Raw genomic sequence first — 21,884 nt, forward strand, 5'->3', positions numbered from 1 at the left:
TCACCGGGGACCGGGCCGGGCGACGGTCGACTCACCCACGTCATCAAGTTCGTAGCCGCTGCCGCACGCCTTCCTGGCGGCGCGACGACGCCCTCCGGACAAAGGCAGGTGACCCCGGCCGCGGTGACGGGGGCCACGTTGGCGCAGATGGAGCCGGCCGCCTACGGTCGACGGCGGAGTTGTTAACAAACCTTCATGGAGGTCCGGTTGCACGGCCTGCGGCGCTGGTGGGACGGGACGGCCGGCGGGCTCCCCGCCACCTTCTGGTACCTCTGGTCCGGCCTCCTGATCAACCGGGCCGGCGCGTTCGCCCTGCTCTTCCTCTCGCTCTACCTGACCGCCGCCCGGGGCGCCTCGGCCGCGCTGGCCGGGCTCGTGGTCGGGGCGTACGGGATCGGGGGGGCGGCGGGCACGCTGCTCGGTGGGGTGCTCGCCGACCGGTGGGGCCGCCGGAGCACCCTGCTCGCCGCCCACCTAGGCGCGGCCGGGTTGATGGTGGCGCTGGCGGTCAGCCGGGACCTGACGGTGATCGCCGCGCTCGCCGCGCTGGTCGGGGTGGCGCACTCGATGCCCGGACCGGCCTTCGTGGCGGCGATCGTGGACGTGGTGCCCGAGCACCGCCGGGCCCGCGCGTTCAACCTCCAGTTCTGGGCGTTCAACCTGGGCATGGCGATCGCCTCGTTGCTGGCCGGGGTGCTGGCCGAGGCGAGCTACCTCGCGCTCTTCCTGGTCGACGCGGCGGCCACCCTGGCCGCGGCCGGAGTCATCGCGCTCAAGGTCCCCGAGACGCTCGACCGGCGCACCCGGTCGGTCACCGTCGCCGCCGCCGTGGGCCGGCGGCCGGGGCTGCACACCGCGCTGACCGACCGGGTCTTCCTGGTCTTCGTCGGGCTGACCTTCCTACTCGCCGTGCTCACCATGCAGACCTCGACGATCATGCCGCTGGCGATGCGCGCCGACGGCCTGCGTCCCTCCGCGTACGGGCTGGTGGTGGCGCTCGGCGGGGCGCTGATCGTGGTCGGGCAGCTCTTCGTGCCCCGACTGATCGCGCCCTACCGGAAGGCGACCGTGCTGGCGGTCTCCACCGGGCTGATGGCGCTCGGGTTCGGGGCGCTCGCGGTCGCCGACGGCCTGCCGCTCTACCTGGGCGCGGCGGTGGTGTGGACGGTCGGCCAGATGCTCGCCGCCCCACCGAACGCGCAGATCAACGCGGATCTCGCCCCGCCGGAGCTGCGGGCCCGCTACCAGTCGGTGTTCTACCTGACGTTCCCGGCGGCGTCGTTCGTGGCGCCGGCGCTCGGCGGGCTGAGCCTGGAGCGCCTCGGGTCCCGGCACTGGCTGGTGGTGGGGGCGCTGGGTCTGGTCGCGGCGGTCGGGCACCTGCTGGCCGGGCCGTCCCAGGAACGGCGGGTCGCCGCCCTGACCGGGCCCAGAACGGTGCCGAGCGCCCACCCCGACCCCCGTCGGAATGGGCGCTCGCACCGTACGCCCGGCGGCGGCGGGCGACCCTCACCCCCGTAAGCGTCGCCCGCTCGCGCCGCCGGTTCCCCGGGTGGCACCGTCCCCCAACGGTGTGCTCCACCCGTTCCTTCGCACCTCGCCTGCGCGGATCTGCTCGATCCGCCGCTCCCCCGAACGATTGCAAGCGTGGCGCGGTGCAATAAAGTTAGTTCGCCCAGGATTCCGGATTCAACTCAGATCGCTGTCTCGCCCGTCACAGCACGGGTGTCGCAAATCCGGCTGCTCCTGCTCCCGGCCTCGGGACTGGCCAACAGCGGATCCCCGTCAGCCATTCCCGTAAACCTCAGCCGTCCTCCCGATTCGGGTTCTCGGTACGGAAGAAGTTGCTCTGCCGTCCGTCCCGCAACTGCTCCTGGTAGATCAGGTTCAGCCGCCGGGCGTCGAAGGTGCGGAACCAGTCGTCCCAGGTGATCTCGCGGATCCGGCTGCTCTCCCGGTACCCGGGGATGTTGAAGGTCAGCACTCCCGGCCGGCCCGCGCGCTCGGTGCCCGCGATGGTCGCCGGCTTCGCGCCCCGGGCCCGGGCCCAGCGCCGGATCACCTCGTGATTGCTGGTCACCAGGCTGCGCCCCGGACGCTCCGGACGGTCCGCCAGGGAGGTGATCTGCTGGGACGAACTCACCGACCGGGACGACGACCGACCGGTCCGCACCGGCGTCGACGTGGCCGCCGTACCCCTCGGGGCGGCCCGCGACGACGCGGCCCTGCGGGCTGGCGCGGCCTTGCGGGCCGTGGTCGCCTTGCGGGCGGGCGCGGCGGCCCGGGCCCGAGCTCCGGTGGCCTTGGCGGCCGGCGCGGCCTTGGCCCGCGACGGTGCGCTGCGGCGGGCGGCGGTCGTCCTGCGGGCGGTGGTGGTCTTCTTCGTCGCGGACGCCCGGCCGCTCGGGCCGGTGCTCCGCCGCGCCGCGCCGCCCCGGCCCTCGGCGCGCAGAGTCCGGGCCAGCGTCTTCACCAGCTCCGGCTTGCGCATCGCGGAGATCCCGCCGACCCCGCGCCGGCGCAGCTGGCCCCGCAGGTCGTCGACCTTCATCCGGGAGATCTCGGACTCGGAGATGTTCGGCGTGTTCGCCGTCTGGTTGCCCGGCTGACGTTTGGTCCTGGCCGCGGTCGTGCCGCGACCTGAGCTGTTGCGCTGAGCCATGGGACACGCTCCTCGACAGTTCCGTCCTCGGCGCGCGATGGGTCCCAGGTGCCGCACCGCGCGGTGCGGCATACCCGTCAGGACGGCTCCGAACCTCCGGCCTTCGAAGTGGCGCCCGCCGAGGGCTCGAAGAGGTGCGCGAAGGCGGCCAGGTTGGCGGTGGACTCGCCCCGCTTGACCCGCCACTCCCACTCCCGCCGGATGGAAGTGCCGAAGCCGATCTCCAGCATGCTGTCGAACGACTCGTCGGCGTACGTCAGCACCGAGCCGAGCAGCCGGTCGAGCTCGTCCGCGTCCACCCCGGCCAGGTTGACCCGCCCGGTCAGGTAGACGTCACCGACGGTGTCGATGGAGAAGGCCACCCCGTACATCCGGGCGTTGCGCTGGAGCAGCCAGGCCCAGAGCTCCTCGCGGCGCTCGTCCGGCTGGCGCATCACGAACGCCTCGACCCGCAGCGCGTGCTCGCCGACGATCAGGTTGCAGATCGTCTTGAGCTTGTGCGTGCCGGGCAGGGTGACCGCGTACGCCAGCTCGCCGGTGGACTCCCACTCCAGCTCGCGCTCCGCGCAGACGGACTCGATCAGCGCGGCGACCTCACTCCTGCGGCTCATCGCACCCACTCTACGGTCGCGCTCCGGGGCCCGCCCGCTCCCGCTCACCAGGAGCAGGAAAGGGCGGGGTCGCCGGAGAGCCGGCCGGCCAACCGGCTGCGCTGCTCGGCGATCGCCTCGCCGTAGACGGCGAGCAGGCCGGAGACCGTACGGTGCCAGGAGAAGTTGCGGGCGTGCCGCTCCGCGCCCCGGCCCAGCGTCACCCGGCGCAGCCGGTCCGGCAGCAGGCGGGACAGCGCGGCCGCCCAGTCGACCGGGTCGTGCCCGTCGATGAGCATCCCGCTGACCCCGTCCCGGACGGCGGTGACCAGGCCACCCACGGCGGCGGCCAGCACCGGCGTGCCGCAGGCCTGCGCCTCCAGCGCGACCAGCCCGAACGACTCGTTGTACGAGGGCACCGCGACCAGGTCGGCGGCGCGGTACAGAGCGGGCAGGTCGTCGCCGGTCTGCGGCGGCAGGAACCGCACCCGGTCGGCGACGCCCAGCGAACCGGCCAGTTCCATCAGGGCGGTGGGCCGGTCCAGCCCGCTGCCGCTGGGGCCGCCGCAGATCACCACGGTCAGCTCGGCGGCGAGCAGCGGGTCCCGCTCACGCAGCGCGGCGACCGCCCGGATCAGCACGTCGGGCGCCTTCAGCGGCTGGATCCGGCCGACGAAGGCCACCACGTACCCGGCGGTGGGCAGGCCGAGGCGGCGGCGGGCGGCGAGCCGGGCGGCGTCCCGGTCACCGGGGGCCGGGCGGAACCGGTCCAGGTCCACGCCGGGCTCGACCACGGCCACCCGGGCCGGGTCGGCGTCGTACCGGTCGATCAGGTCACGGGCCTCGACTCGGGTGTTGGCGACCAGCCGGTCGGCCTCGGCGACCACCTGCTCCTCGCCGATCACCCGGGCCTTCGGCTCGGGCCGGTCACCGGCCGCGAGCTGGGCGTTCTTGACCTTCGCCAGGGTGTGCGCGGTGTGCACCAGCGGTACGCCCCAGCGGTCCTTGGCCAGCCAGCCGACCTGGCCGGAGAGCCAGTAGTGCGAGTGGATCAGGTCGTAGTGGCCCGGCGGGCGGGCCGCCTCGGCCCGCAGCACCCCGGCGGTGAACGCGCAGAGCTGCCCGGGCAGCTCCTCCTTGGTCAGCCCTTCCAGCGGGCCGGAGGTGACGTGCCGGACGTGTACGCCGGGGGCCATCTCGACCACCGGGGGCAGGTCACCGGAGGTGGCCCGGGTGAAGATCTCCACCTCGACGTCGGCCTCGGCGAGCCGCCGGGCGACCTCCAGGATGTAGACGTTCATGCCGCCCGCGTCGCCCGTGCCGGGCTGGTGCAGCGGTGAGGTGTGCACCGAGACGGTGGCGATCCGGCGGGGCCGGGGCCACGGCAGGGCACCTCGCTGACGACCGACACCGGTGTGCAACTCCGCCACGTCCGCTCCCTCTGTCACGGTTGATGCCGTCCCGCACGACCGGCGCTTCTCGGTCAACCTCCGCGCCGGATGTCATCTTCCCCATCGGGCTTCGGAAATGCGTGCGGGCCGGTCCCCGGCGTGACGGACCTCATCACCGCATCCGGGGAGGGTCCGGGGGAGAATGGCCGGATGACCTCTGTCGCCATCGTCACCGGGGCCTCCAGCGGGATCGGCGCGGCCACCGCCCGCCGGCTGGCCGCCGAGGGTTTCCACGTGCTCGCCGCCGCGCGGCGTACCGACCGGCTGGCCGGCCTGGTCGCCGAGATCGAGGCGGCCGGCGGCGCGGCCACCGCGGTGGAGTGCGACGTGACCTCCGCCGAGTCGGTCGCCGGCCTGGCCGCCGCGGCCGCCGCCGCGCCCGGCCCGGTCACCCTGCTGGTGAACAACGCCGGCGGGGCCCGCGGGCTGGACCCGGTGGAGTCCGGCGACGTGGCCGACTGGCAGTGGATGTACGAGGTGAACGTGCTCGGCACGGTCCGGGTGACCCAGGCGCTGCTGCCCGCGCTGGAGGCCTCGGGGGCGGGCACCATCGTGATCATCAGTTCCACCGCCGGCCAGGTCGTCTACGAGGGCGGCGGGGGCTACACCGCGGCCAAGCACGCGCAGACCGCGGTCGCCGGCACGCTCCGGCTGGAGCTGAACGGCCGCCCGGTGCGGGTCATCGAGATCGATCCGGGCATGGTGCGCACCGAGGAGTTCGGCCTGGTCCGCTTCGACGGCGACGCGGACAAGGCGGCGGCCGTCTACGCCGGGGTGGCCGAGCCGCTGCTCGCCGACGACATCGCCGACTGCGTCGCCTGGTGCGCCACCCGGCCGCAGCACGTGAACGTCGACCGGCTGGTGGTCCGCCCGCTGGCCCAGGCCGCCCAGCACAAGGTCCACCGGGTGAGCTAGGCGAGGCGCGAGGAGTGAACCGGTCCTGCGAGCCCCGCAGTCGCGAACGTCGGGGGCCCTGATGCGGCCCCTGGGCGTCGTGACGCGCGGGACGACGAACCCGAACCGGCTCCGGCGGGTGGACAACTGGATCGTCGAGACCTGCGGCGAGGCGCTGTGCGGGGCCGCCGACCCGCTGGTGGTCGACCTGGGCTACGGCGCGACCCCGGTCACCGCCGTCGAGTTGCGGGCCCGGCTGGCGGCCGGGGTCCGCGCCGATGTCCGGGTGGTCGGGCTGGAGATCGATCCGGTACGCGTGGCCGGCGCCCAGCCGGCCGCGGACCCGCCGGGCCTGACGTTCGCCCGGGGCGGCTTCGAGCTGGCCGGGCTCCGCCCCGCCCTGGTCCGGGCCTTCAACGTGCTGCGCCAGTACGACGAGCCCGAGGTGCCCGACGCGTGGCGGGCGATCACCGGGCGGCTCGCGCCGGGCGGGCTGCTGGTCGAGGGCACCTGCGACGAGCTGGGCCGGCTCGGCAGCTGGGTGCTGCTCGACGCGGACGGTCCGCGCAGCCTGACCCTCGCCGCGAAGCTGACCACGCTGGAGAGCCCTGCGACGCTCGCCGAACGGCTGCCCAAGGCGCTGATCCACCGCAACGTGCCGGGCGAGCGGATCCACGACCTGATCCGGGCCCTCGACGACGCCTGGCAGGCCGCCGCCGGTTACGCCCCCTTCGGCCCCCGCCAACGCTGGCTGGCCGCGGTGCGCTCGCTCCACGCGGCAGGCTGGCCCCTCCAGGACACCCCCCGCCGCTGGCGCCTCGGCGAACTCACCCTCCCCTGGCCCACCATCGCCCCCACCCCCTGACCCCCTCCCCACCCCAGCACCGCCCACCCACCGGTGCGATGCGTCGATCATGAAGTTAGCGGCACTCAGCGCCCGATTTGTCCGCCGCCAACTTCATGATCGACGGGACCGGGGCGGGGGGTGGGGGGTGGGGGGTGGGGGGTGGGGGGTGGGGGGTCAGATGGTGCAGTTGATGAGGACGGGTTCGGGGTGCAGGGTGACGCCGAAGCGGGTGTGGACGCCGTCGCGGATCTCCCTCGCCAGGGCGACCAGGGCGGCGGTGGGGGCGGTGCCGCTGCGGTTGGTCAGGGCGAGGGTGTGCTTGCTGGAGATGGCCACCCCGTCGGGGCCGGCGTACCCCTTGCCGAAGCCGGCCTTGTCGATGAGCCAGGCGGCGCTGACCTTGACCACGTCACCCGCGCCCGGCCAGTGCGGCGGCTCGCCGAGGTCCCCGGCCCGCTCCCGGAGCAGCTCGTACGCCTCCCGGTCCAGCACCGGGTTGGTGAAGAACGAGCCCACCGACCAGGTGTCCGGGTCGTCGGCGTCGAGCACCATGCCCTTGCCGGCCCGCAGCCGCAGCACGGTGGCCCGGGCGTCGGCCAACGGCACCCGGTCGCCCACCTCGACGCCGAGCGAGCGGGCCAGCTCGGCGTAGCGCACCGGGCCGGAGAGCGGGGAGCGGGTGAGCCGGAAGTCGACGGTGAGCACCACCCAGCGGTCGCTGTACTTGAAGATGCTGCCCCGGTACGCGAACCCGCAGTCGGCGGCCGCGATCCGGACGGTCTCCCCCCGGGTCCGGTCGTACGCCTCGACCGCCGTGATCGTGTCGGCCACCTCCTGGCCGTACGCCCCGACGTTCTGGATCGGGGTGGCCCCGGCCGAGCCGGGGATGCCGGAGAGGCACTCCAGCCCGGACCAGCCGTGCTCGACGGTGGCGGCGACCAGGTCGTCCCAGGGCTCGCCGGCCTCGACCCGTACGGTGACGGTGTCGGCGTCCTCGGCGACCACCCGGTAGCCCCGGGAGCGCACCAGGACGACGGTGCCGGGGAAGCCCGCGTCGCCGATCACCACGTTGCTGCCACCGGCCAGGACGAGGACCGGCTCGTCCCGGGCCTCCGCTTCCCGTACCTTTTGTACGATTTCCTCGGTGCTGGTGGCGGTCTCCAGGCGGCGGGCGGCACCACCGAGGCGGAGCGTGGTGTGGCGCGCCAGGGCGGCGGGGTCGATCGGGCCGGCTCCGGTCGTCGGTTCGGCGTAGACGTCTGACACGCCTTTCACCCTAGGCTGAGGGGTAGCCGCGGCACCCACTGGTGGCCCGGTCACCCCCGGGAGGATTGCGATGAGCAGACTGCACGCCACGAAGGACTTCTGGATCGGCGCGCTGCGGACGGAGGGCCCCGCCTTCGCCGCCGCCGTCGCCGAGGCGCCGCCGCAGACACCGGTGCTGTCCTGTCCCGGCTGGACGGTCGCCGACCTCGCGCTGCACCTCACCCGGGTCTACGTCTGGGCCCGCACGGTGGTGACCGCCGGCGGCACCGCCCGCCCGGAGCGGCACGATCCGGAGCTGCCCGCCGGGCTGACCCCGGCGCAGTGGTACCGGCAGGAGTACGACCGGCTCATCACGTTGCTGGAGGGCCTCGACCCGGAGACGCCGGCGTGGAACTTCGCGCCGCAGCCGAAGAAGGCGGGCTTCTGGCCGCGCCGGCTGGCGCACGAGACCGCGGTGCACCGCTGGGACGCCCAGCTCGCCATCGGCGCCGGCGAGCCGATCGAGGCCAAGCTCGCGGCCGACGGGGTGAGCGAGGTGCTGGACACCTGGCTGCCGGCCGGGCGGCGGGTCAACCCGGGGCAGTGGCGCGGGGTGGTGCAGCTGACCGCGACCGACGCCGCCCAGGAGTGGTACCTGCGGCTGCGCGGCGAGGGGGTGGCCCTGCTGGACACCGCGACGATCCTGGACCACGACGACCACAACGCCCGCGCCCAGGTGACCGGCACGGCCAGCGACCTGCTGCTGGCGCTGATGGGCCGGATCAGCTTCGACGCCCTCGGGGTGGCCGGCGACCGCGGCCTGCTGGGCGGCCTCCGGGTGGGCTGACCAGGTCACCGCACCGCCGTACGGAGAGCGGCCTCCCCCCGCGACGGGAGGCCGCTCTCCGTCTTTTCATAACGGTCTGAGAGCGCTCTCTTGACAGCGGACGTGACAGGCACCACCCTTTCGTGAGAGCGCTCTCTGAGCTTCTCGGAACTACCCTCCACCACCCGTTCGAAACCAGAGGGGTCAGATAAGAATGGCTACCTTCACGCGCCGCCGCCTGGCTGCGGTGGCCCTCGTCGCCACCACCGCCCTGCTCGGCGCCACCGCCTGTGGCGGCGGCGACGACAAGCCGGCCGCCGACGGTCCGGTCACGCTCACCGTCGATGTCTTCGGCCAGTTCGGCTACCAGGAGCTGTACAAGGAGTACATGGCCAGCCACCCCAACGTGAAGATCGTTGAGCGGGGCACCGGCAGCAACCTGGACGAGTACTCGCCGAAGCTGACCCAGTGGCTCGCCGCCGGCAAGGGCGCGGGCGACGTGGTCGCCATCGAGGAGGGCCTCCTCACCGAGTACAAGGCGAACCCGCAGAACTTCGTGAACCTGCTCGACCACGGCGCGGCCGACCTGAAGGGCAACTTCCTCGACTGGAAGTGGAACCAGGGTCTCACCGCCGACGGCAAGCAGCTGATCGGCCTCGGCACCGACGTCGGCGGCATGGCCATGTGCTACCGCAAGGACCTGTTCGCCAAGGCCGGCCTGCCGACCGACCGGGAGGCCGTCTCCAAGCTCTGGCCCACCTGGGACGACTACATCAAGGTCGGCGGCCAGTTCAAGGCGAAGAACACCGGCGCGGCCTTCCTCGACGGCGCGACCAACACCTTCAACACCATCCTGCTGCAGGCCGCCGGCAACAGCACCGGCTACAGCTACTACGACAACAGCAACAACCTGGTCGTGGACAGCAACCCCGCGGTGAAGCAGGCGTACGACACCACCGTGAACATCATCAACGCCAACCTCTCCGGCAAGTACGGCTCCTGGTCGGAGGAGTGGGTCTCCGCGTTCAAGCAGTCGAAGTTCGCCACCATCGCCTGCCCGGCCTGGATGACCGGTGTCATCGAGGGCAACGCCGGCCCCGGCGCGAAGGGCAAGTGGGACATCGCGCAGATCCCCGGTAGCGGCGGCAACTGGGGCGGCTCCTTCCTGGCCGTGCCGAAGCAGAGCAAGCACCAGGCCGAGGCGATCGAGCTGACCAAGTTCCTGACCAGCGCCAAGGGTCAGATCGGCGCGTTCAAGGCCAAGGGCCCGCTGCCGTCCTCGCCGCAGGCGCTCGACGACCCGGCGATCGTGGACTCGAAGAACGCGTACTTCTCCGACGCCCCGGTCGGCAAGATCTTCGCTGCTGGCGCCAAGAGCCTGAAGCCGGTCTACATGGGCCCGAAGAACCAGGCCGTCCGCACCGAGGTGGAGAACGCGGTCCGCACCGTCGAGCTGGGTAAGCGCAACCCGGCGCAGGGCTGGACCGACGCGGTCGAGAACGCCAAGAAGGCCGCTGCCAAGTAACCCGAGCCAGGCGTGCGGGCGGGCCCCGGCGAGCCGGGGTGCCGCCCGCACGGCGGAAAAGGAGTCACGGGCCATGGCAGTCCAGCTCGACGCCCGCCCGCCGGTCAGACCGGCGCACCGTACCGCCCAACCCAGCCGCCTGATCCGGCTCAGCCGGTTCGACACGAAGTACTCGCCCTACCTGTACATCGCCCCGTTCTTCCTGCTCTTCGGGGTCTTCGGGGTCTATCCCCTGATCTACACGTTCTGGGTCTCGCTGCACGACTGGGACCTGCTCGGCGCCGAGCACCCCTACATCGGCTTCGAGAACTACAGCCAGCTCCTGGCCGACCCGGACTTCTGGCACTCGGTCGTCAACACCCTCGGCATCTTCGTCATCTCGACGGTTCCCCAGCTGCTCGCCGCCCTCTGGCTGGCCAACCTGCTGAACCGCCAGCTGCGCGCCCGGACCACGTGGCGGATGGCGGTGCTGATCCCGAACGTCACCTCGACGGCCGCGGTGGCGATCGTCTTCGCGGTGCTCTTCGGGCGCGAGTTCGGCATGATCAACTGGCTGCTGGACCACATCGGCATCGGCGCCATCGACTGGAAGGCGAACAGGTTCGCCTCCTGGGTGGCCATCTCGACGATGGTCGACTGGCGGTGGACCGGCTACAACGCACTGATCTTCCTGGCCGCCATGCAGGCCATCCCCCGCGACCTGTACGAGTCCGCCTCGATCGACGGTGCGAGTCGATCGCGGCAGTTCTGGTCGATCACGGTGCCGCTGCTCAAGCCGACGATCGTCTTCGCGGTCATCATCTCCACCATCGGCGGCCTCCAGCTCTTCACCGAGCCCCGGCTCTTCAACTCCGGCACCAACGCGATCCGGGGTGGACCGCTGCGCGAGTCGCAGACGGTGACCATGTACATGTTCGAGAACGCCTTCGCGCCGCACTACAACTTCGGCTACGGCTCGGCCATCGCCTGGCTGCTCTTCGCGCTGATCGCGGTGGTCGCGGCCATCAACGTCCTGCTCCTCCGCCGGCTCGGCGGCGGCGCCCGCAAGGAGGGCTCCCGATGACCCGCCTCTGGTCGGCCGGCCGGCTCACCTACCTGGCGCTGACCCTCACGGCCCTCCTGTCGATCTTCCCGATCTACTGGATGTTCGTGGTGGCCAGCCGGACCAGCGACGCCATGGGCCAGGTCCCGCCCCCGGTCACCCCCGGCGGCAACCTGGGCGCCAACATCGCCCGGCTGTTCGAGAACACCGACGCGTACTTCCTGACCGGTCTGATCAACTCGGCGATCGTGGCCGGCACGGTGACCGTCTCGGTGGTGTTCTTCTCCACCCTGGCCGGCTTCGCCTTCGCCAAGCTGCGGTTCCGCGGTCGCAACGCGCTGCTGCTGGTCATCGTCGCCACCATGATGGTGCCCACCCAGCTCGGCGTCATCCCGCTCTACATGCTGATGACCAAGCTGAACTGGAACGACCGGCTGCCGGCGGTGATCGTGCCGGCGCTGGTCACCGGCTTCGGTGTGTTCATGATGCGCCAGTACGCGGGCCAGGCGGTCAGCACCGAGCTGATCGAGGCCGCCCGGATGGACGGCTGCAACACCGCCCGGATCTACTGGAACGTGGTGCTGCCGGCGCTGCGTCCGGCCGCGGCGGTGCTCGGCCTGCTCACCTTCATGACCACCTGGAACGACTTCCTCTGGCCGTACGCGGTGCTCAACGATCCGGAGAACCCCACCGTGCAGCTGTCGCTGCGGGCCCTGTCCGACGGGTACTACCAGGACATGTCGCAGGTGTTCACCGGTACGGCCATCGCCACCCTTCCCCTGCTGTTGGTGTTCATCGTGTTCGGCCGCCAGATCATCGGCGGCATCATGGAAGGTGCGGTCAAAGCGTGAGCGCGAGGAGTGAGCCGGGTCTGCGAGCCCCGCAGTCGCGAACGGAAGAAGGGCCCAGCGTGAGCGACGTGAGATTCCCGGAGAACTTCATCTGGGGCGCGGCCACCGCCGCGTACCAGATCGAGGGCGCCGCCACCGAGGACGGGCGCGGCCCGTCGATCTGGGACACCTTCAGCCGTACGCCGGGCAAGGTGTTCCAGGGCCACACCGGCGACGTCGCCTGCGACCACTACCACCGGTACGCCGACGACGTGGCGATGATGGCCGACCTGGGCCTGGCCACGTACCGCTTCTCGATCGCCTGGCCCCGGATCCAGCCCGACGGGACCGGCCCCGTCAACCCGCGCGGCCTGGACTTCTACGACCGCCTGGTGGACAGCCTGCTGGCCCGGGGCATCGACCCGTTCATCACGCTCTACCACTGGGACCTGCCGCAGACCCTGGAGGACCGGGGCGGCTGGACCAACCGGGAGACCGCCGAGCACTTCGCCGACTACGCGGTCGCCGTGCACCGGCGGCTCGGCGACCGGGTCCGCACCTGGACCACCCTCAACGAGCCGTGGTGCTCGGCCTACCTCGGCTACGGCAACGGGGTGCACGCGCCGGGCACCCGGGACGCGGGGGCGGCGTTCCGGGCCGTACACCACCTGCTGCTCGGCCACGGCCTGGCCACCCGGGCGCTGCGGGCGGCCGGCGCGGAGACCCTCGGGATCACCCTCAACCTGGCCGACGTGCAGCCGGTGGACGCGGCGAGCACGGCGGACGCCGACGCGGTACGGCTCGTCGACGGCCTGCACAACCGGATCTTCCTGGACCCGCTGACCGGTGCCGGCTACCCGGCGGACGTGCTGGCGCACGTGAGTCGGATGGTGACGCCGGACTTCATCCAGGACGGGGACGAGAAGGTGATCGCCGCGCCGATCGACCTGCTCGGGATCAACTACTACGCGCCCACCTACGTGGCCGGCCGGGCCGGCGGCGCGGGCGGCAGCGCGTACCCGGGCAGCGAGGGCAGCGTGGAGTTCGCGCCGGCCAGCGGGCCGCTGACCGAGATGGGCTGGATGATCGAGCCGGCCGGGCTGACCCGGCTGCTGGAGCGGGTGGCCGCCGACTACCCGGGCCTGCCGATGTTCATCACGGAGAACGGCGGGGCCTTCCCGGACGGGGAGGTGGACGCCGAAGGCCGGGTGGCCGACACCGACCGGGTCGCCTACCTCGACGGGCACCTGCGCGCCGTGCACGAGGCCATCGCCCGTGGGGTGGACCTGCGCGGTTATCTCGTATGGTCATTGCTGGACAACTTCGAATGGGCCGAGGGCTACCGGAAGCGGTTCGGGATCGTCCACGTCGACTACCTGACCCAGCGGCGCACACCGAAGGAAAGTGCCCGCTGGTACCAGGAGGTGATCTCCCGGAACGGGCTGTGACGAGGTGGTGGTAACGGGGATGACGACGGCACAACGGCCGACCCTGGAGGCGGTGGCCCGGCGGGCAGGCGTGTCCCGGGCCACGGTCTCCCGGGTGGTCAACGGCTCCACCACCGTCGCGGAATCGATCCAACAGGCGGTCCGCCGGGCGGTCGAGGAGCTCGGGTACGTCCCGAACCTCGCCGCCCGCAGCCTGGTCACCCAGCGCACCGACTCGGTCGCCCTGGTCATGCCCGAGGCGGCGACCCGGGTCTTCTCCGACGACCAGGTCTTCCCCGGGATCATCCGGGGCGCGGCCCAGGAGTTGGAGGCGGCCGACAAGCAGCTCGTGCTGATGCTGGCCGGCTCGCCGGCCGGACACGAGCGGGTCGAGCGCTACACCACCGGACGGCACGTGGACGGGGTGCTCTTCGCCTCGCTGCACGGCGAGGACCCGCTCCCCGGCAAGCTCGCCAGGCTCGGTATCCCGGTGGTGTGCAGCGGTCGCCCGCTGGACGGCGCCGACGTGCCGTACGTCGACGTCGACCACGTCGGCGGGGTCACCCGGGCGATCCGGTACCTCATCGAGCAGGGCCGACGGCGGATCGCCACCATCGCCGGCCCGCAGGACATGGTCGCCGGCATCGAACGGTTCGACGGGTACCGGGACACGGTCGCCGCAGCCGGGCTGCCGACGCTGGTGGCGTACGGCGACTTCACCCGGGAGTCCGGCACGGCGGCCATGCGGCAACTGCTCGCCGAGCACCCGGACGTGGACGCGGTCTTCGCCGCGTCCGACCTGATGGCGCACGCCGCCCTGCGCACCCTGCGGGAGGCGGGCAAGCGGGTGCCGCAGGACGTCGCGGTGATCGGCTTCGACGACATCGAGACGGCGGCGTACACCGAGCCGCCGCTGACCACCATCCGGCAGCCGATAGTGGAGCTGGGTCGGGCGATGACCCGGCAACTGCTCCGGATCGCGGCCGGCGAGCCGGTCGAGCACGCCCTCATGCTCTCGACCGAACTGGTGGTCCGCGAGTCCGCCTGAGCCGGTTCACGGAAGGGCCCCCGGTCGACCGGGGGCCCTTCCGACGTCTTCGACCGGCGCACCGCTCCCCCGGGTCAGCGCCGCGCCGGCCGGTCGGCCCGGGGCGGGATCACCCGGCGGGCCGCCCACGGGGCCGAGACCGGCCGGCGGGCCGAACCGATCGCCGCGCGCGACCGCCGGGGCCGCCGCAGCGCCCGGTGGTCCCCGCGTCGCCGGTCGGGACGCCGCGCCCGGGCGACCCCGGGCGACCCGTCGGGCCCGCCCCGGCCGACCGGTCGGTGCTCCCGCTCGGCCTTCGCGACCGCCAGGCGGACCATCCGGTTGGCCTCCTGCGGGGTGCACCCGGTCGCCTGGAGCAGCTCGCCGGCAGCCGTGCGCAGGTTGGTGAAGAGGGCGCTGCCGTACGGGCCGAGGCGCTCGCACCACGCCCGGCCCGCCCGCTCGACGCTGTCCCCGGTGAGCGCGCGGACCTGTTCCGGGTCACCGTTACGGCGCAGGTCGGTGCCGAGCCGCTCGACGGCCGACGAGAGCCGGCCGATCGACTCCGGCAACGCGGCCGGGACCCGTTCGCCCTCCCGCTCCGCCAGCGCCGCCCACCGGGCCAGCGCCCGGGTGAACAGCAGCAGGAACCGCAGGTGCTGGACGCCCTCGCTGTACCGCTCGAACTGCATCCGGCGGGGCCACCGGGCCGGCGCCAGGGTGATCACCTCCTGGGCGCCGCTGAGCGAGTCGTTGAGCCGTCCGACGTCGTCGTCGGCGGCGCGCAAGGCGTCCAGCGCCCGGGTGGCCGTCCCCTCGTCGCCGTCCCGCAGCGCCCGGGCCACCTGACGGAGCTGGGCGGCGAGGGTGGCGAAGACCGGCGACGCGAACCGGTTGAGCACCCGGATCGGGTCGATGGGCAGCAGGAGCGCGACGACGGCGAGCCCGACGGCCCCGCCGAGCAGCGCGTCCACGATCCGCGGCACCTCCACGTTCCGCTCGTGCGGGGCGAGCGTGGCGACCAGCACGGCGGTACCGCCGGCCTGACCGACGAGCGCCCCGCCCCGGCCGGTCAGCAGCAGCGCGCAGGCGATGGCGAGCGTGACGATGGCACCGGTCTGCCAGGGGCCGGCACCGAACCACAGCCGGAAGGTGTCCGCGACCACGATGCCCAGACCGACGCCGCCGAGCAGCTCGAAGGTGCGCCGGGCCCGCTGCCCGAGCGCGGTGGCGATGGTGCCGACCGCGGCCGCCGGCGCGAAGACGTGGGCGCCGGGCCCGAGGAAGCGCTGGGCCAGGAACGCGGAGACCGCCGCCGCCAGGCCGGCCTGTAGGGAGATCATCGCGGTGATCCCGAGCTGGCGTACCCGGGTGTGCAACCCGCGCCCGGCCTCGACCCGGCCGCGACTCAGCGTGCGCCGGGCACGCCCGGGCTCCCGGGGGAGGCGCGATCGATTTCCTTGATCACCCACAGGGGTGATTACCCGCCGCGGGCCGGCTGACACCACCCCGACGATCGGGCCCGGACCGGGAGGTCAGCCGGCGCGGACCTGCTGCGCGACCGCGTACGTCGGCGCGCCGAAGAGCACCAGCCGGGCCTCGGTGAGGTGCGCCGGGTCGGCCGCGCGCAGGACCGTCAGCGCCTGCCGGACCGCGTCCTCGACCGGCCACCGGTAGACGCCGGCCGAGATCAACGGAAAGGCGATCGTCGCCGCGCCCAGCTCGTCGGCGACCCGCAGGCTGTTGGCGTAGCAGTCGCGCAGCAGCGCCGACCGGTCCTCCTGGGCGGAGTGCACCGGCCCGACCGTGTGCACCACCCAGCGGGCCGGCAGGTTGCCGGCGGTGGTGGCGACCGCCTGACCGGTGGGCAGCCCGCGACCGTACCGGGAGGCGCGCAGGGCCCGGCACTCCGCGAGCACCGCCGGGCCGCCCTTGCGGTGGATCGCGCCGTCGACCCCACCCCCGCCGAGCAGCGAGGAGTTCGCGGCGTTGACGATCACGTCGACCTGCTGGGCGGTGATGTCCCCCTCGACCAGGGTGACCCGCACGTCAGCCCTCCCGGGTGGACTGGCCCAGCGATCGGCGGGCCAGCAGGGTCGCCCCCGCCACGGCGGCCGGCATGACCAGCACCGCGCCGAGCGGGATCAGGAAGCAGACGAAGACGGCCACTCCGAAGCCGAGCGTGGTGGGGCGGTCCGCCTTGAGCAGGGCGCGCCGGTCCGGCAGCCGCATGCCGCGTCGGTAGAAGGGCGCGCCGACCAGCTCCAGGGCCAGGAACCAGCCGCCGACCATGGCCCCGACCACCGGGACCACCGTCTGACCCACCACCGGGATGAAACCGGCCGCGAAGAGGGGTACGCCGATCAGAGCGGAGATGGCCACCAGCCGCAGCGAGTCGACGACGCTGCGCCGCAGCGAGGCCCAGAACGGCACCTCGACCGCGCCCGGCGTGCCGCCCAGCCGCTCCTCGACCCGCTCGGAGATCTTCTCGTAGAACGGGTCTCCGATGGCCAGTGTCACGGCGGTGAAGGTGACCACGCCGAGCAGCCCGGCCAGCCCGACGACGGCCAGCCCGGCGAGCACCCGGACCAGGCTCCGCCAACTGTTCGACCAGTCGTCCGCGAACGGGGTGAGCCAGGCGGCCAGGTCGTCCACGAAGTACAGCAGGCCGGCGAGGGCGGCGACGAGGAGCACCCCGGAGATCAGCGCCGGCACGATGCCCAGCAGCATCAGGCCCGGGCTGCGGACGTAGAGGCCGAGGCCGCGCAGGAGCAGGCCGGCACCGGAGAAGAAGCGGGAGGCGGCACCGGTCACCGGCGCCGCGAGGCGGGGTACGTCCACGACCGGAGAGCCTAACGGTCGCCCGCATCCAGCCCGCCCGGGCGCGTTGACAAGGGTCCCTTCCTGGGCCGCAGGCGTTGAGAGGGGGCCCTGCTTACACAATGGGCGGGTGCGCGCGTCCCGGCTGATCTCGTTGATTCTCCTGCTCCAGTCGCGGGAGACGATGACCGCGACCGAGCTGGCCCGCGAGCTGGAGGTCTCCGAGCGGACCGTCTACCGGGACGTGCTGGCGCTCTCCGCCGCCGGCGTGCCGGTCTACGCGGACCGGGGCCGTGCGGGCGGGTACCGCCTGCTCGGCGGCTACCGGACCCGGCTGACCGGGTTGACCCGGGACGAGGCGGAGGCGCTCTTCCTGGCCGGGCTGCCCGGGCCGGCCGGGGACATGGGGCTCGCCGACGCGGTGGCCGCCGCCGAGTTGAAGGTGCTCGCCGCGCTGCCGCCGAGCCTGCGGGACGCGCCCGCCCGGACCGGACAGCGGTTCCACCTGGACGTGCCGGGCTGGTTCCGGGAGTCCACCCCACCGCCCTGGCTGACCGAGCTGGCCCGGGCGGTCTGGCGGGACCGGGTGGTCGGGCTGCGCTACCGGCGCGGCGACCGCGAGGTGGCCCGCACGGTCGAGCCGTACGGGCTCGTGCTGAAGAGCGGCGTCTGGTACCTGGTCGGCCGGGTCGGCGACGGGTGGCGGACGTACCGGGTGGACCGGGTGACGGCGGTCGAGGCGGGCGGGGAGAGCTTCGACCGGGACGACGGCTTCGACCTCGGGGCGTACTGGCGGGAGCAGGCCGAGGCGTTCCTGCGGGGCATGCTGCGGGCCGAGGTCACCGTCCGGCTCAGCCCCGCCGGCCTGCGCGCGCTGCGCCACGTGGCGGAGGCCCCCTTCGCGTACGAGGAGGCGGTGGCCGGGGCGGGCGGGCCCGACGGGCAGGGGTGGGTGGTGACCCGGCTGCCCGTCGAGTCCGTCCCGGTCGCGTACGACCTGCTGCTGCGGCTCGGTCCCGAGGTGGAGGTGCTCGACCCGCCGGAGCTGCGGGCGCGTTTCGCCGAGGCGGCCCGCCGCTCGGCCGCGCTCTATTCCGGGCCGCCCGAGCCTCAGCGGTAGCCGCTGTCGTCCGCCGGCCGGCCCGGCTTGATCACCTCTTCGTGGTAGCGGAAGAAGTGCGGGCGGGTGCCGTCCAGGTCGGTGAAGCCGTACTCCTGGGCCAGGCTGCCCGCGTCGACGGACCGGCCGTTCCAGCGGGCCCGGTCCGGGTCGGCGGCCAGCGCGGCCACCGCGCGCCCGACGAAGGCCGGCGTCTCCGACATGACGAAGTGCGGCTCCTTGGCCGCGCCGTCGCGCCAGTTGGCCTCGGTGACCCCGAAGTGCTCCAGCATCGCCTCGGAGCGCAGCCAGCCGGGGGTGAGCGCGACGGCGGTGCAGCCGTGCGGCTCCAGCTCGTGCGCCTGGGTGAAGGCGAGCCGGTTCACCGACACCTTCGCCAGGTCGTAGAAGACCGAGAGCCGGTAGGTCACGTCGTTGTACGCCTGGGTGCCGTCGCCGACCTCGACCACCAGGCCGCCCGGGTTGCGGATCAGCAGGGGCAGCGCGAAGTGGCTGGTGATGATGTGGGTGTCCACGGCCAGCCGCAGGGTACGGAAACCGGCGTCGAGCGGCTGCTCCCAGACCGGCTTCTCCCAGGTGATCAGCGGGTCGGCGCCCCAGATGTCGTTGACCAGCACGTCGAGCCGGCCCTGCTCGGCGTCGATCCGCTCGACCAGGCCGCGTACCTGGTCGGGGTCGAGGTGGTCGACGGCGACCGCGATGCCGGTGCCACCGGCGGCGGTGACCAGCTCGGCGGTCTCCTCGATGGTCTCCGGCCGGTCCAGTTCGGAACGGCGGGCGCGGGTGCTGCGGCCGGTGGCGTAGACCGTCGCCCCGGCCGCGCCGAGCTGGACCGCGATCTGCCGGCCGGCGCCCCGGGTCGCCCCGGCCACGAGCGCGATCTTTCCTGTCAGCGGTGGTGTCATGACCCGACCGTGTCAGGGATACCTGACAACCGAAGTCCGGTTTCCCGACCGATCCGGATCCGCCATCATGGCCGGCATGCACCTGCTGCTCTCCGGGATCGTCGGCTCCGTCGCGTACGGGCTGGCCGGTCCGGGCTCGGACGTGGACCGGATCGGCGTCTTCGCCGCGCCGACGGTGGCCTTCCACGGGTTGCGCCGGCCGAAGGAGTCGGTGGTCACCACCGATCCGGACGTGACGTTGCACGAGGCCGGGAAGTACTGCGGCCTGGCGTTGAGCGGCAACCCGACCGCCACCGAGCTGATGTGGCTGCCCGACGAGTGCTACGAGACCCGGACCGGGTTCGGCGACCGGCTGATCGCCATCCGGTCGGCCTTCCTCAGCGCGCCCCGGGTCCGGGCCGCCTACCTCGGCTACGCGACCCAGCAGTTCCGCAAGCTCACCACCCGGGACTCCGACGGCTCCAGGTCGCGGCGCGGCGCGAGACGCGCCGAGCCGGAGTCGTCGCACACGGGGGGCCGGCGGCGGTCGGCGAAGCACGCCCGGCACCTGGCCCGGCTGCTGCACCAGGGCCGGGTGCTCTACGCGACCGGCGTGCTGGAGATCCGGCTGGCCGACCCGGAGTGGTTCCGGGGCTTCGGCGAGCGGGTCGCCGGTGGCGCGCTGGACGAGGCGGAGGCGCTGGTCGTGGCGGCCGAGCGGGACTTCGACCGGATCCGCAGCCCGCTGCCGGAGCGGCCGGACGAGGAGACCGTGGAGCGCTGGCTGCTCGACGTCCGCGCCGCCCACCTCGGCCGCCCGCAGCCCTGACCTGGGGTTACTGCACGTCGAACTCGTTGCCCTCCGGGTCGGCCATGGTGGTGTGCACGCTCCCCCGGTCGGCGACCTCGCGGAGCACGGTGGCACCCAGCGCCACCAGCCGCTCCACCTCGGCGTCCCGGCCGTCCGGGCCCACGTGCAGGTCGAGGTGGAGCCGGTTCTTGACCTGCTTGGGCTCGGGCACCGCCTGGAACAGCAGCCGCCGGCCCAGCCCGGTGCCGCTGGCCGGGTCGACCGGGTCGTCGGGGTGCCGGACCGCGGCCAGCTCCCGCCACGCCTTCCGGCCGGCCACCTCGACGTACGCCTGCGGCGGGACCGCGCCGGCCGCGACCAGCCGGTCGATGAGCGCGCTGTTGTCCTCGACCTGGTAGTCGAGGGCCTCTGCCCAGAACCGGGCGAGCCGGATCGGGTCCGCGCAGTCGACCACGAGCTTCCACTCCCGCGCCATGCCGTCCTCCGTCGGGTGCCGGCGGGCCGCCCCGTGCGCCCCGCTCGAAGTAACCAGTTATAGTGGTTACGTGACCGACGTCGCAAGTGGACTCACCCTGGTGTCCCCGGAGGGCACCCGCTACCGCTTCGACCCGGGGGCGCTCTGTCTGGAGCTGCTCACCACCGGCGGCCCCGGCGGCTTCTCCCGCTACGAGATCCTGCACACCCCGCCCGACCTGGCCGGCTGGCTCGCCCTGAGCCGGCTGCGCCTCGACCCGGCCACGGTCACCGTCGACGCCGACGAGCTGGCCGACACCCGGCGGCTGCGCGACGCGCTCTGGCGGATCGCGCAGGCGCGTACCCGGCAGCGGGCCGCCCCGGCGGCGGACCTCGCGGTGGTCAACGAGGCGGCGGCGAACCCGCCACTGGTCCCCCGGATCACGGTGGACGGCGGGCACGCCTGGCGGCTGCCGGCGACCGGCCGGCAGGTGCTCGCCACCATCGCCCGGGACGCGGTCGACCTGCTGACCGGCCCGTACGCCGGCCGGATCCGGGAGTGCGGCGCGCACGACTGCTACCTGGTCTTCGTGGACACCTCCCGCCCCGGACAGCGGCGCTGGTGCGCGATGGAGCGCTGCGGCAACCGGCAGAAGGCCCGCGCCCTGCGCGCCCGGCAGGCGCCCGGCTAGTCGGCGAGGCGGACGCGCACCCGGCGGTTGGCCCGGCCCTTGCTCTCCACCTTGACCACCTGCACCTTGCCGATCTGGGCGGTGGAGGCGACGTGCGTGCCCCCGTCGGCCTGCACGTCCAGCCCGACGATGTCGACGATCCGGACCTCCTGCTCGTCCGGCGGGATCAGGTTGGACTGGGTACGGATGATGTCCGGCAGGGCCAGCGCCTCGACGCGCGGCAGCACCCGGACCGCGACCGACCGGTCGGCGGCCACCTCGGCGTTGACCAGCTCCTCGATCCGGGACTTGAAGTCGGGCGGGACCTCGGGGAGGTTGAAGTCCATCCGGGCCTCGCCGGGTTCCATGTTGCCGCCGGTGACGAGCGCGCCGAAGTCGCGGAAGACCACCCCGCAGAGCACGTGCAGCCCGGAGTGGGTCCGCATCAGCATGGTCCGGCGCAGGTCCTCGACCGCGCCGGTGACGGCGGTGCCGACCGGTGGCACCGGGTCACCCTCGGCGGGGATCAGCCACAGGTCGTCGCCCTTGCGGGTGCCGACGATCCGGGTCTGTACGCCCTGCCAGAGCAGCACCCCGTGGTCCGGTGGCTGCCCGCCACCGCCCGGGTAGAAGGCCGACCGGTCCAGCACGATGCCCTGTTCGGGATCGACCGCGAGCACCGTGCACTGCCAGTCCCGCAGGGTCGGGTCGGCGAGGTCGAGTCGGTGCGTACGGCCGTGGTGTGTGACGCCCATGGAT

Annotated in this window: 22 protein-coding genes; 12 read left to right on the forward strand and 10 right to left on the reverse strand. The window is 73.3% G+C overall.

What is annotated here, in order from left to right:
• The first annotated feature begins 207 nt into the window (after nucleotides 1-207).
• Nucleotides 208-1,521 carry an MFS transporter gene (locus tag GA0070611_RS19950; RefSeq protein ID WP_091673166.1) on the forward strand — a complete coding sequence of 438 codons (1,314 nt, stop codon included), beginning with the start codon at nucleotides 208-210 and terminating at the stop codon, nucleotides 1,519-1,521.
• A gap of 283 nt (nucleotides 1,522-1,804) precedes the next feature.
• On the opposite strand, the gene GA0070611_RS19955 is transcribed toward GA0070611_RS19950, so the two are convergent.
• The 3 genes from GA0070611_RS19955 to mshA form a co-directional block, all read right to left on the reverse strand.
• Complete coding sequence (locus tag GA0070611_RS19955) at nucleotides 1,805-2,662, reverse strand: hypothetical protein (protein ID WP_091666518.1); 858 nt, start codon at nucleotides 2,660-2,662, stop codon at nucleotides 1,805-1,807.
• 77 nt (nucleotides 2,663-2,739) lie between these two features.
• Complete coding sequence (locus tag GA0070611_RS19960; RefSeq protein ID WP_091666520.1) at nucleotides 2,740-3,273, reverse strand: type III secretion system chaperone family protein; 534 nt, start codon at nucleotides 3,271-3,273, stop codon at nucleotides 2,740-2,742.
• A gap of 44 nt (nucleotides 3,274-3,317) precedes the next feature.
• Nucleotides 3,318-4,682 (reverse strand): D-inositol-3-phosphate glycosyltransferase, encoded by a 1,365-nt coding sequence (mshA, locus tag GA0070611_RS19965; protein ID WP_091666522.1) that lies wholly within the window; start codon nucleotides 4,680-4,682, stop codon nucleotides 3,318-3,320.
• 171 nt (nucleotides 4,683-4,853) lie between these two features.
• Here mshA and GA0070611_RS19970 point away from each other — a divergent pair, with 171 nt between their 5' ends.
• Nucleotides 4,854-5,618 carry an SDR family oxidoreductase gene (locus GA0070611_RS19970; RefSeq protein ID WP_091666524.1) on the forward strand — a complete coding sequence of 255 codons (765 nt, stop codon included), beginning with the start codon at nucleotides 4,854-4,856 and terminating at the stop codon, nucleotides 5,616-5,618.
• A gap of 61 nt (nucleotides 5,619-5,679) precedes the next feature.
• Nucleotides 5,680-6,462, forward strand: coding sequence for a class I SAM-dependent methyltransferase (locus GA0070611_RS19975; protein ID WP_197675750.1), 783 nt, complete (start codon nucleotides 5,680-5,682; stop codon nucleotides 6,460-6,462).
• A 156-nt stretch (nucleotides 6,463-6,618) separates the two neighbouring features.
• On the opposite strand, the gene GA0070611_RS19980 is transcribed toward GA0070611_RS19975, so the two are convergent.
• Nucleotides 6,619-7,710, reverse strand: coding sequence for a UDP-N-acetylmuramate dehydrogenase (locus GA0070611_RS19980; protein WP_091666529.1), 1,092 nt, complete (start codon nucleotides 7,708-7,710; stop codon nucleotides 6,619-6,621).
• 70 nt (nucleotides 7,711-7,780) lie between these two features.
• On the opposite strand from GA0070611_RS19980, the gene GA0070611_RS19985 reads away from it, so the two are divergent.
• The 6 genes from GA0070611_RS19985 (at nucleotide 7,781) to GA0070611_RS20010 (ending at nucleotide 14,387) form a co-directional block, all read left to right on the forward strand.
• Nucleotides 7,781-8,536 carry a maleylpyruvate isomerase family mycothiol-dependent enzyme gene (locus GA0070611_RS19985; RefSeq protein ID WP_091666531.1) on the forward strand — a complete coding sequence of 252 codons (756 nt, stop codon included), beginning with the start codon at nucleotides 7,781-7,783 and terminating at the stop codon, nucleotides 8,534-8,536.
• A gap of 193 nt (nucleotides 8,537-8,729) precedes the next feature.
• A complete protein-coding gene (locus GA0070611_RS19990; RefSeq protein ID WP_091666533.1) occupies nucleotides 8,730-10,040 on the forward strand; it encodes an ABC transporter substrate-binding protein in 1,311 nt (436 codons plus the stop codon).
• 73 nt (nucleotides 10,041-10,113) lie between these two features.
• Nucleotides 10,114-11,103, forward strand: a complete 990-nt coding sequence (locus GA0070611_RS19995; protein ID WP_091666535.1) for a carbohydrate ABC transporter permease — start codon at nucleotides 10,114-10,116, stop codon at nucleotides 11,101-11,103.
• Entirely contained in the window at nucleotides 11,100-11,933 is an 834-nt protein-coding gene (locus tag GA0070611_RS20000; RefSeq protein WP_091666537.1) for a carbohydrate ABC transporter permease, read from the forward strand. Before GA0070611_RS19995 ends, GA0070611_RS20000 begins: the two co-directional genes overlap by 4 nt.
• A gap of 59 nt (nucleotides 11,934-11,992) precedes the next feature.
• The gene (locus GA0070611_RS20005) at nucleotides 11,993-13,360 is read left to right on the forward strand and encodes a GH1 family beta-glucosidase (RefSeq protein WP_091666539.1); all 1,368 of its coding nucleotides are present in this window, start codon (nucleotides 11,993-11,995) and stop codon (nucleotides 13,358-13,360) included.
• Between the two features lie 19 nt (nucleotides 13,361-13,379).
• Nucleotides 13,380-14,387, forward strand: coding sequence for a LacI family DNA-binding transcriptional regulator (locus GA0070611_RS20010; RefSeq protein ID WP_091666541.1), 1,008 nt, complete (start codon nucleotides 13,380-13,382; stop codon nucleotides 14,385-14,387).
• 74 nt (nucleotides 14,388-14,461) lie between these two features.
• On the opposite strand, the gene GA0070611_RS20015 is transcribed toward GA0070611_RS20010, so the two are convergent.
• The 3 genes from GA0070611_RS20015 to GA0070611_RS20025 form a co-directional block, all read right to left on the reverse strand.
• A complete protein-coding gene (locus GA0070611_RS20015) occupies nucleotides 14,462-15,709 on the reverse strand; it encodes an FUSC family protein (RefSeq protein WP_091673168.1) in 1,248 nt (415 codons plus the stop codon).
• Between the two features lie 192 nt (nucleotides 15,710-15,901).
• Nucleotides 15,902-16,414, reverse strand: a complete 513-nt coding sequence (locus GA0070611_RS20020) for an O-acetyl-ADP-ribose deacetylase (RefSeq protein WP_091666543.1) — start codon at nucleotides 16,412-16,414, stop codon at nucleotides 15,902-15,904.
• Nucleotide 16,415: 1 nt separating this feature from the next.
• Nucleotides 16,416-17,207, reverse strand: a complete 792-nt coding sequence (locus GA0070611_RS20025; RefSeq protein WP_091666545.1) for an EI24 domain-containing protein — start codon at nucleotides 17,205-17,207, stop codon at nucleotides 16,416-16,418.
• 109 nt (nucleotides 17,208-17,316) lie between these two features.
• Between GA0070611_RS20025 and GA0070611_RS20030 the strand changes: the two genes are divergently transcribed.
• Nucleotides 17,317-18,306, forward strand: a complete 990-nt coding sequence (locus GA0070611_RS20030) for a helix-turn-helix transcriptional regulator (RefSeq protein WP_091666547.1) — start codon at nucleotides 17,317-17,319, stop codon at nucleotides 18,304-18,306.
• Here the strand turns inward: GA0070611_RS20030 and GA0070611_RS20035 are convergent.
• Nucleotides 18,297-19,211: an SDR family oxidoreductase gene (locus GA0070611_RS20035; RefSeq protein ID WP_091666550.1), complete on the reverse strand. Its 915-nt coding sequence runs from the start codon at nucleotides 19,209-19,211 to the stop codon at nucleotides 18,297-18,299. The two genes, GA0070611_RS20030 and GA0070611_RS20035, sit on opposite strands and share 10 nt — an antisense overlap.
• A gap of 76 nt (nucleotides 19,212-19,287) precedes the next feature.
• On the opposite strand from GA0070611_RS20035, the gene GA0070611_RS20040 reads away from it, so the two are divergent.
• Nucleotides 19,288-20,019 carry a nucleotidyltransferase domain-containing protein gene (locus tag GA0070611_RS20040; RefSeq protein ID WP_091673170.1) on the forward strand — a complete coding sequence of 244 codons (732 nt, stop codon included), beginning with the start codon at nucleotides 19,288-19,290 and terminating at the stop codon, nucleotides 20,017-20,019.
• A 7-nt stretch (nucleotides 20,020-20,026) separates the two neighbouring features.
• Here the strand turns inward: GA0070611_RS20040 and GA0070611_RS20045 are convergent, their stop codons facing one another.
• Complete coding sequence (locus tag GA0070611_RS20045; protein ID WP_091666552.1) at nucleotides 20,027-20,476, reverse strand: VOC family protein; 450 nt, start codon at nucleotides 20,474-20,476, stop codon at nucleotides 20,027-20,029.
• Nucleotides 20,477-20,546: 70 nt separating this feature from the next.
• Here GA0070611_RS20045 and GA0070611_RS20050 point away from each other — a divergent pair, with 70 nt between their 5' ends.
• Entirely contained in the window at nucleotides 20,547-21,146 is a 600-nt protein-coding gene (locus GA0070611_RS20050; RefSeq protein WP_091666553.1) for a CGNR zinc finger domain-containing protein, read from the forward strand.
• Here the strand turns inward: GA0070611_RS20050 and GA0070611_RS20055 are convergent.
• Nucleotides 21,143-21,880, reverse strand: a complete 738-nt coding sequence (locus tag GA0070611_RS20055; RefSeq protein ID WP_091666555.1) for an alanyl-tRNA editing protein — start codon at nucleotides 21,878-21,880, stop codon at nucleotides 21,143-21,145. The genes GA0070611_RS20050 and GA0070611_RS20055 overlap by 4 nt on opposite strands.
• Nucleotides 21,881-21,884: the final 4 nt, after the last annotated feature.

It is taken from the genome of Micromonospora auratinigra, assembly GCF_900089595.1.
GTDB lineage: Bacteria > Actinomycetota > Actinomycetes > Mycobacteriales > Micromonosporaceae > Micromonospora > Micromonospora auratinigra.

Bases quoted from the DNA above. Each gene is read 5' to 3' on its own strand.
- GA0070611_RS20000 (WP_091666537.1), top strand. From the start codon at position 11,100: ATGACCCGCCTCTGGTCGGCCGGCCGGCTCACCTACCTGGCGCTGACC.
- GA0070611_RS20055 (WP_091666555.1), bottom strand. From the start codon at position 21,880: ATGGGCGTCACACACCACGGCCGTACGCACCGACTCGACCTCGCCGAC.
- GA0070611_RS20040 (WP_091673170.1), top strand. From the start codon at position 19,288: ATGCACCTGCTGCTCTCCGGGATCGTCGGCTCCGTCGCGTACGGGCTG.
- GA0070611_RS20010 (WP_091666541.1), top strand. From the start codon at position 13,380: ATGACGACGGCACAACGGCCGACCCTGGAGGCGGTGGCCCGGCGGGCA.
- GA0070611_RS19985 (WP_091666531.1), top strand. From the start codon at position 7,781: ATGAGCAGACTGCACGCCACGAAGGACTTCTGGATCGGCGCGCTGCGG.
- GA0070611_RS19960 (WP_091666520.1), bottom strand. From the start codon at position 3,273: ATGAGCCGCAGGAGTGAGGTCGCCGCGCTGATCGAGTCCGTCTGCGCG.
- GA0070611_RS20015 (WP_091673168.1), bottom strand. From the start codon at position 15,709: ATGATCTCCCTACAGGCCGGCCTGGCGGCGGCGGTCTCCGCGTTCCTG.
- GA0070611_RS20045 (WP_091666552.1), bottom strand. From the start codon at position 20,476: ATGGCGCGGGAGTGGAAGCTCGTGGTCGACTGCGCGGACCCGATCCGG.
- GA0070611_RS20035 (WP_091666550.1), bottom strand. From the start codon at position 19,211: ATGACACCACCGCTGACAGGAAAGATCGCGCTCGTGGCCGGGGCGACC.
- GA0070611_RS19955 (WP_091666518.1), bottom strand. From the start codon at position 2,662: ATGGCTCAGCGCAACAGCTCAGGTCGCGGCACGACCGCGGCCAGGACC.
- GA0070611_RS19995 (WP_091666535.1), top strand. From the start codon at position 10,114: ATGGCAGTCCAGCTCGACGCCCGCCCGCCGGTCAGACCGGCGCACCGT.
- GA0070611_RS19970 (WP_091666524.1), top strand. From the start codon at position 4,854: ATGACCTCTGTCGCCATCGTCACCGGGGCCTCCAGCGGGATCGGCGCG.
- GA0070611_RS19975 (WP_197675750.1), top strand. From the start codon at position 5,680: ATGCGGCCCCTGGGCGTCGTGACGCGCGGGACGACGAACCCGAACCGG.
- GA0070611_RS19990 (WP_091666533.1), top strand. From the start codon at position 8,730: ATGGCTACCTTCACGCGCCGCCGCCTGGCTGCGGTGGCCCTCGTCGCC.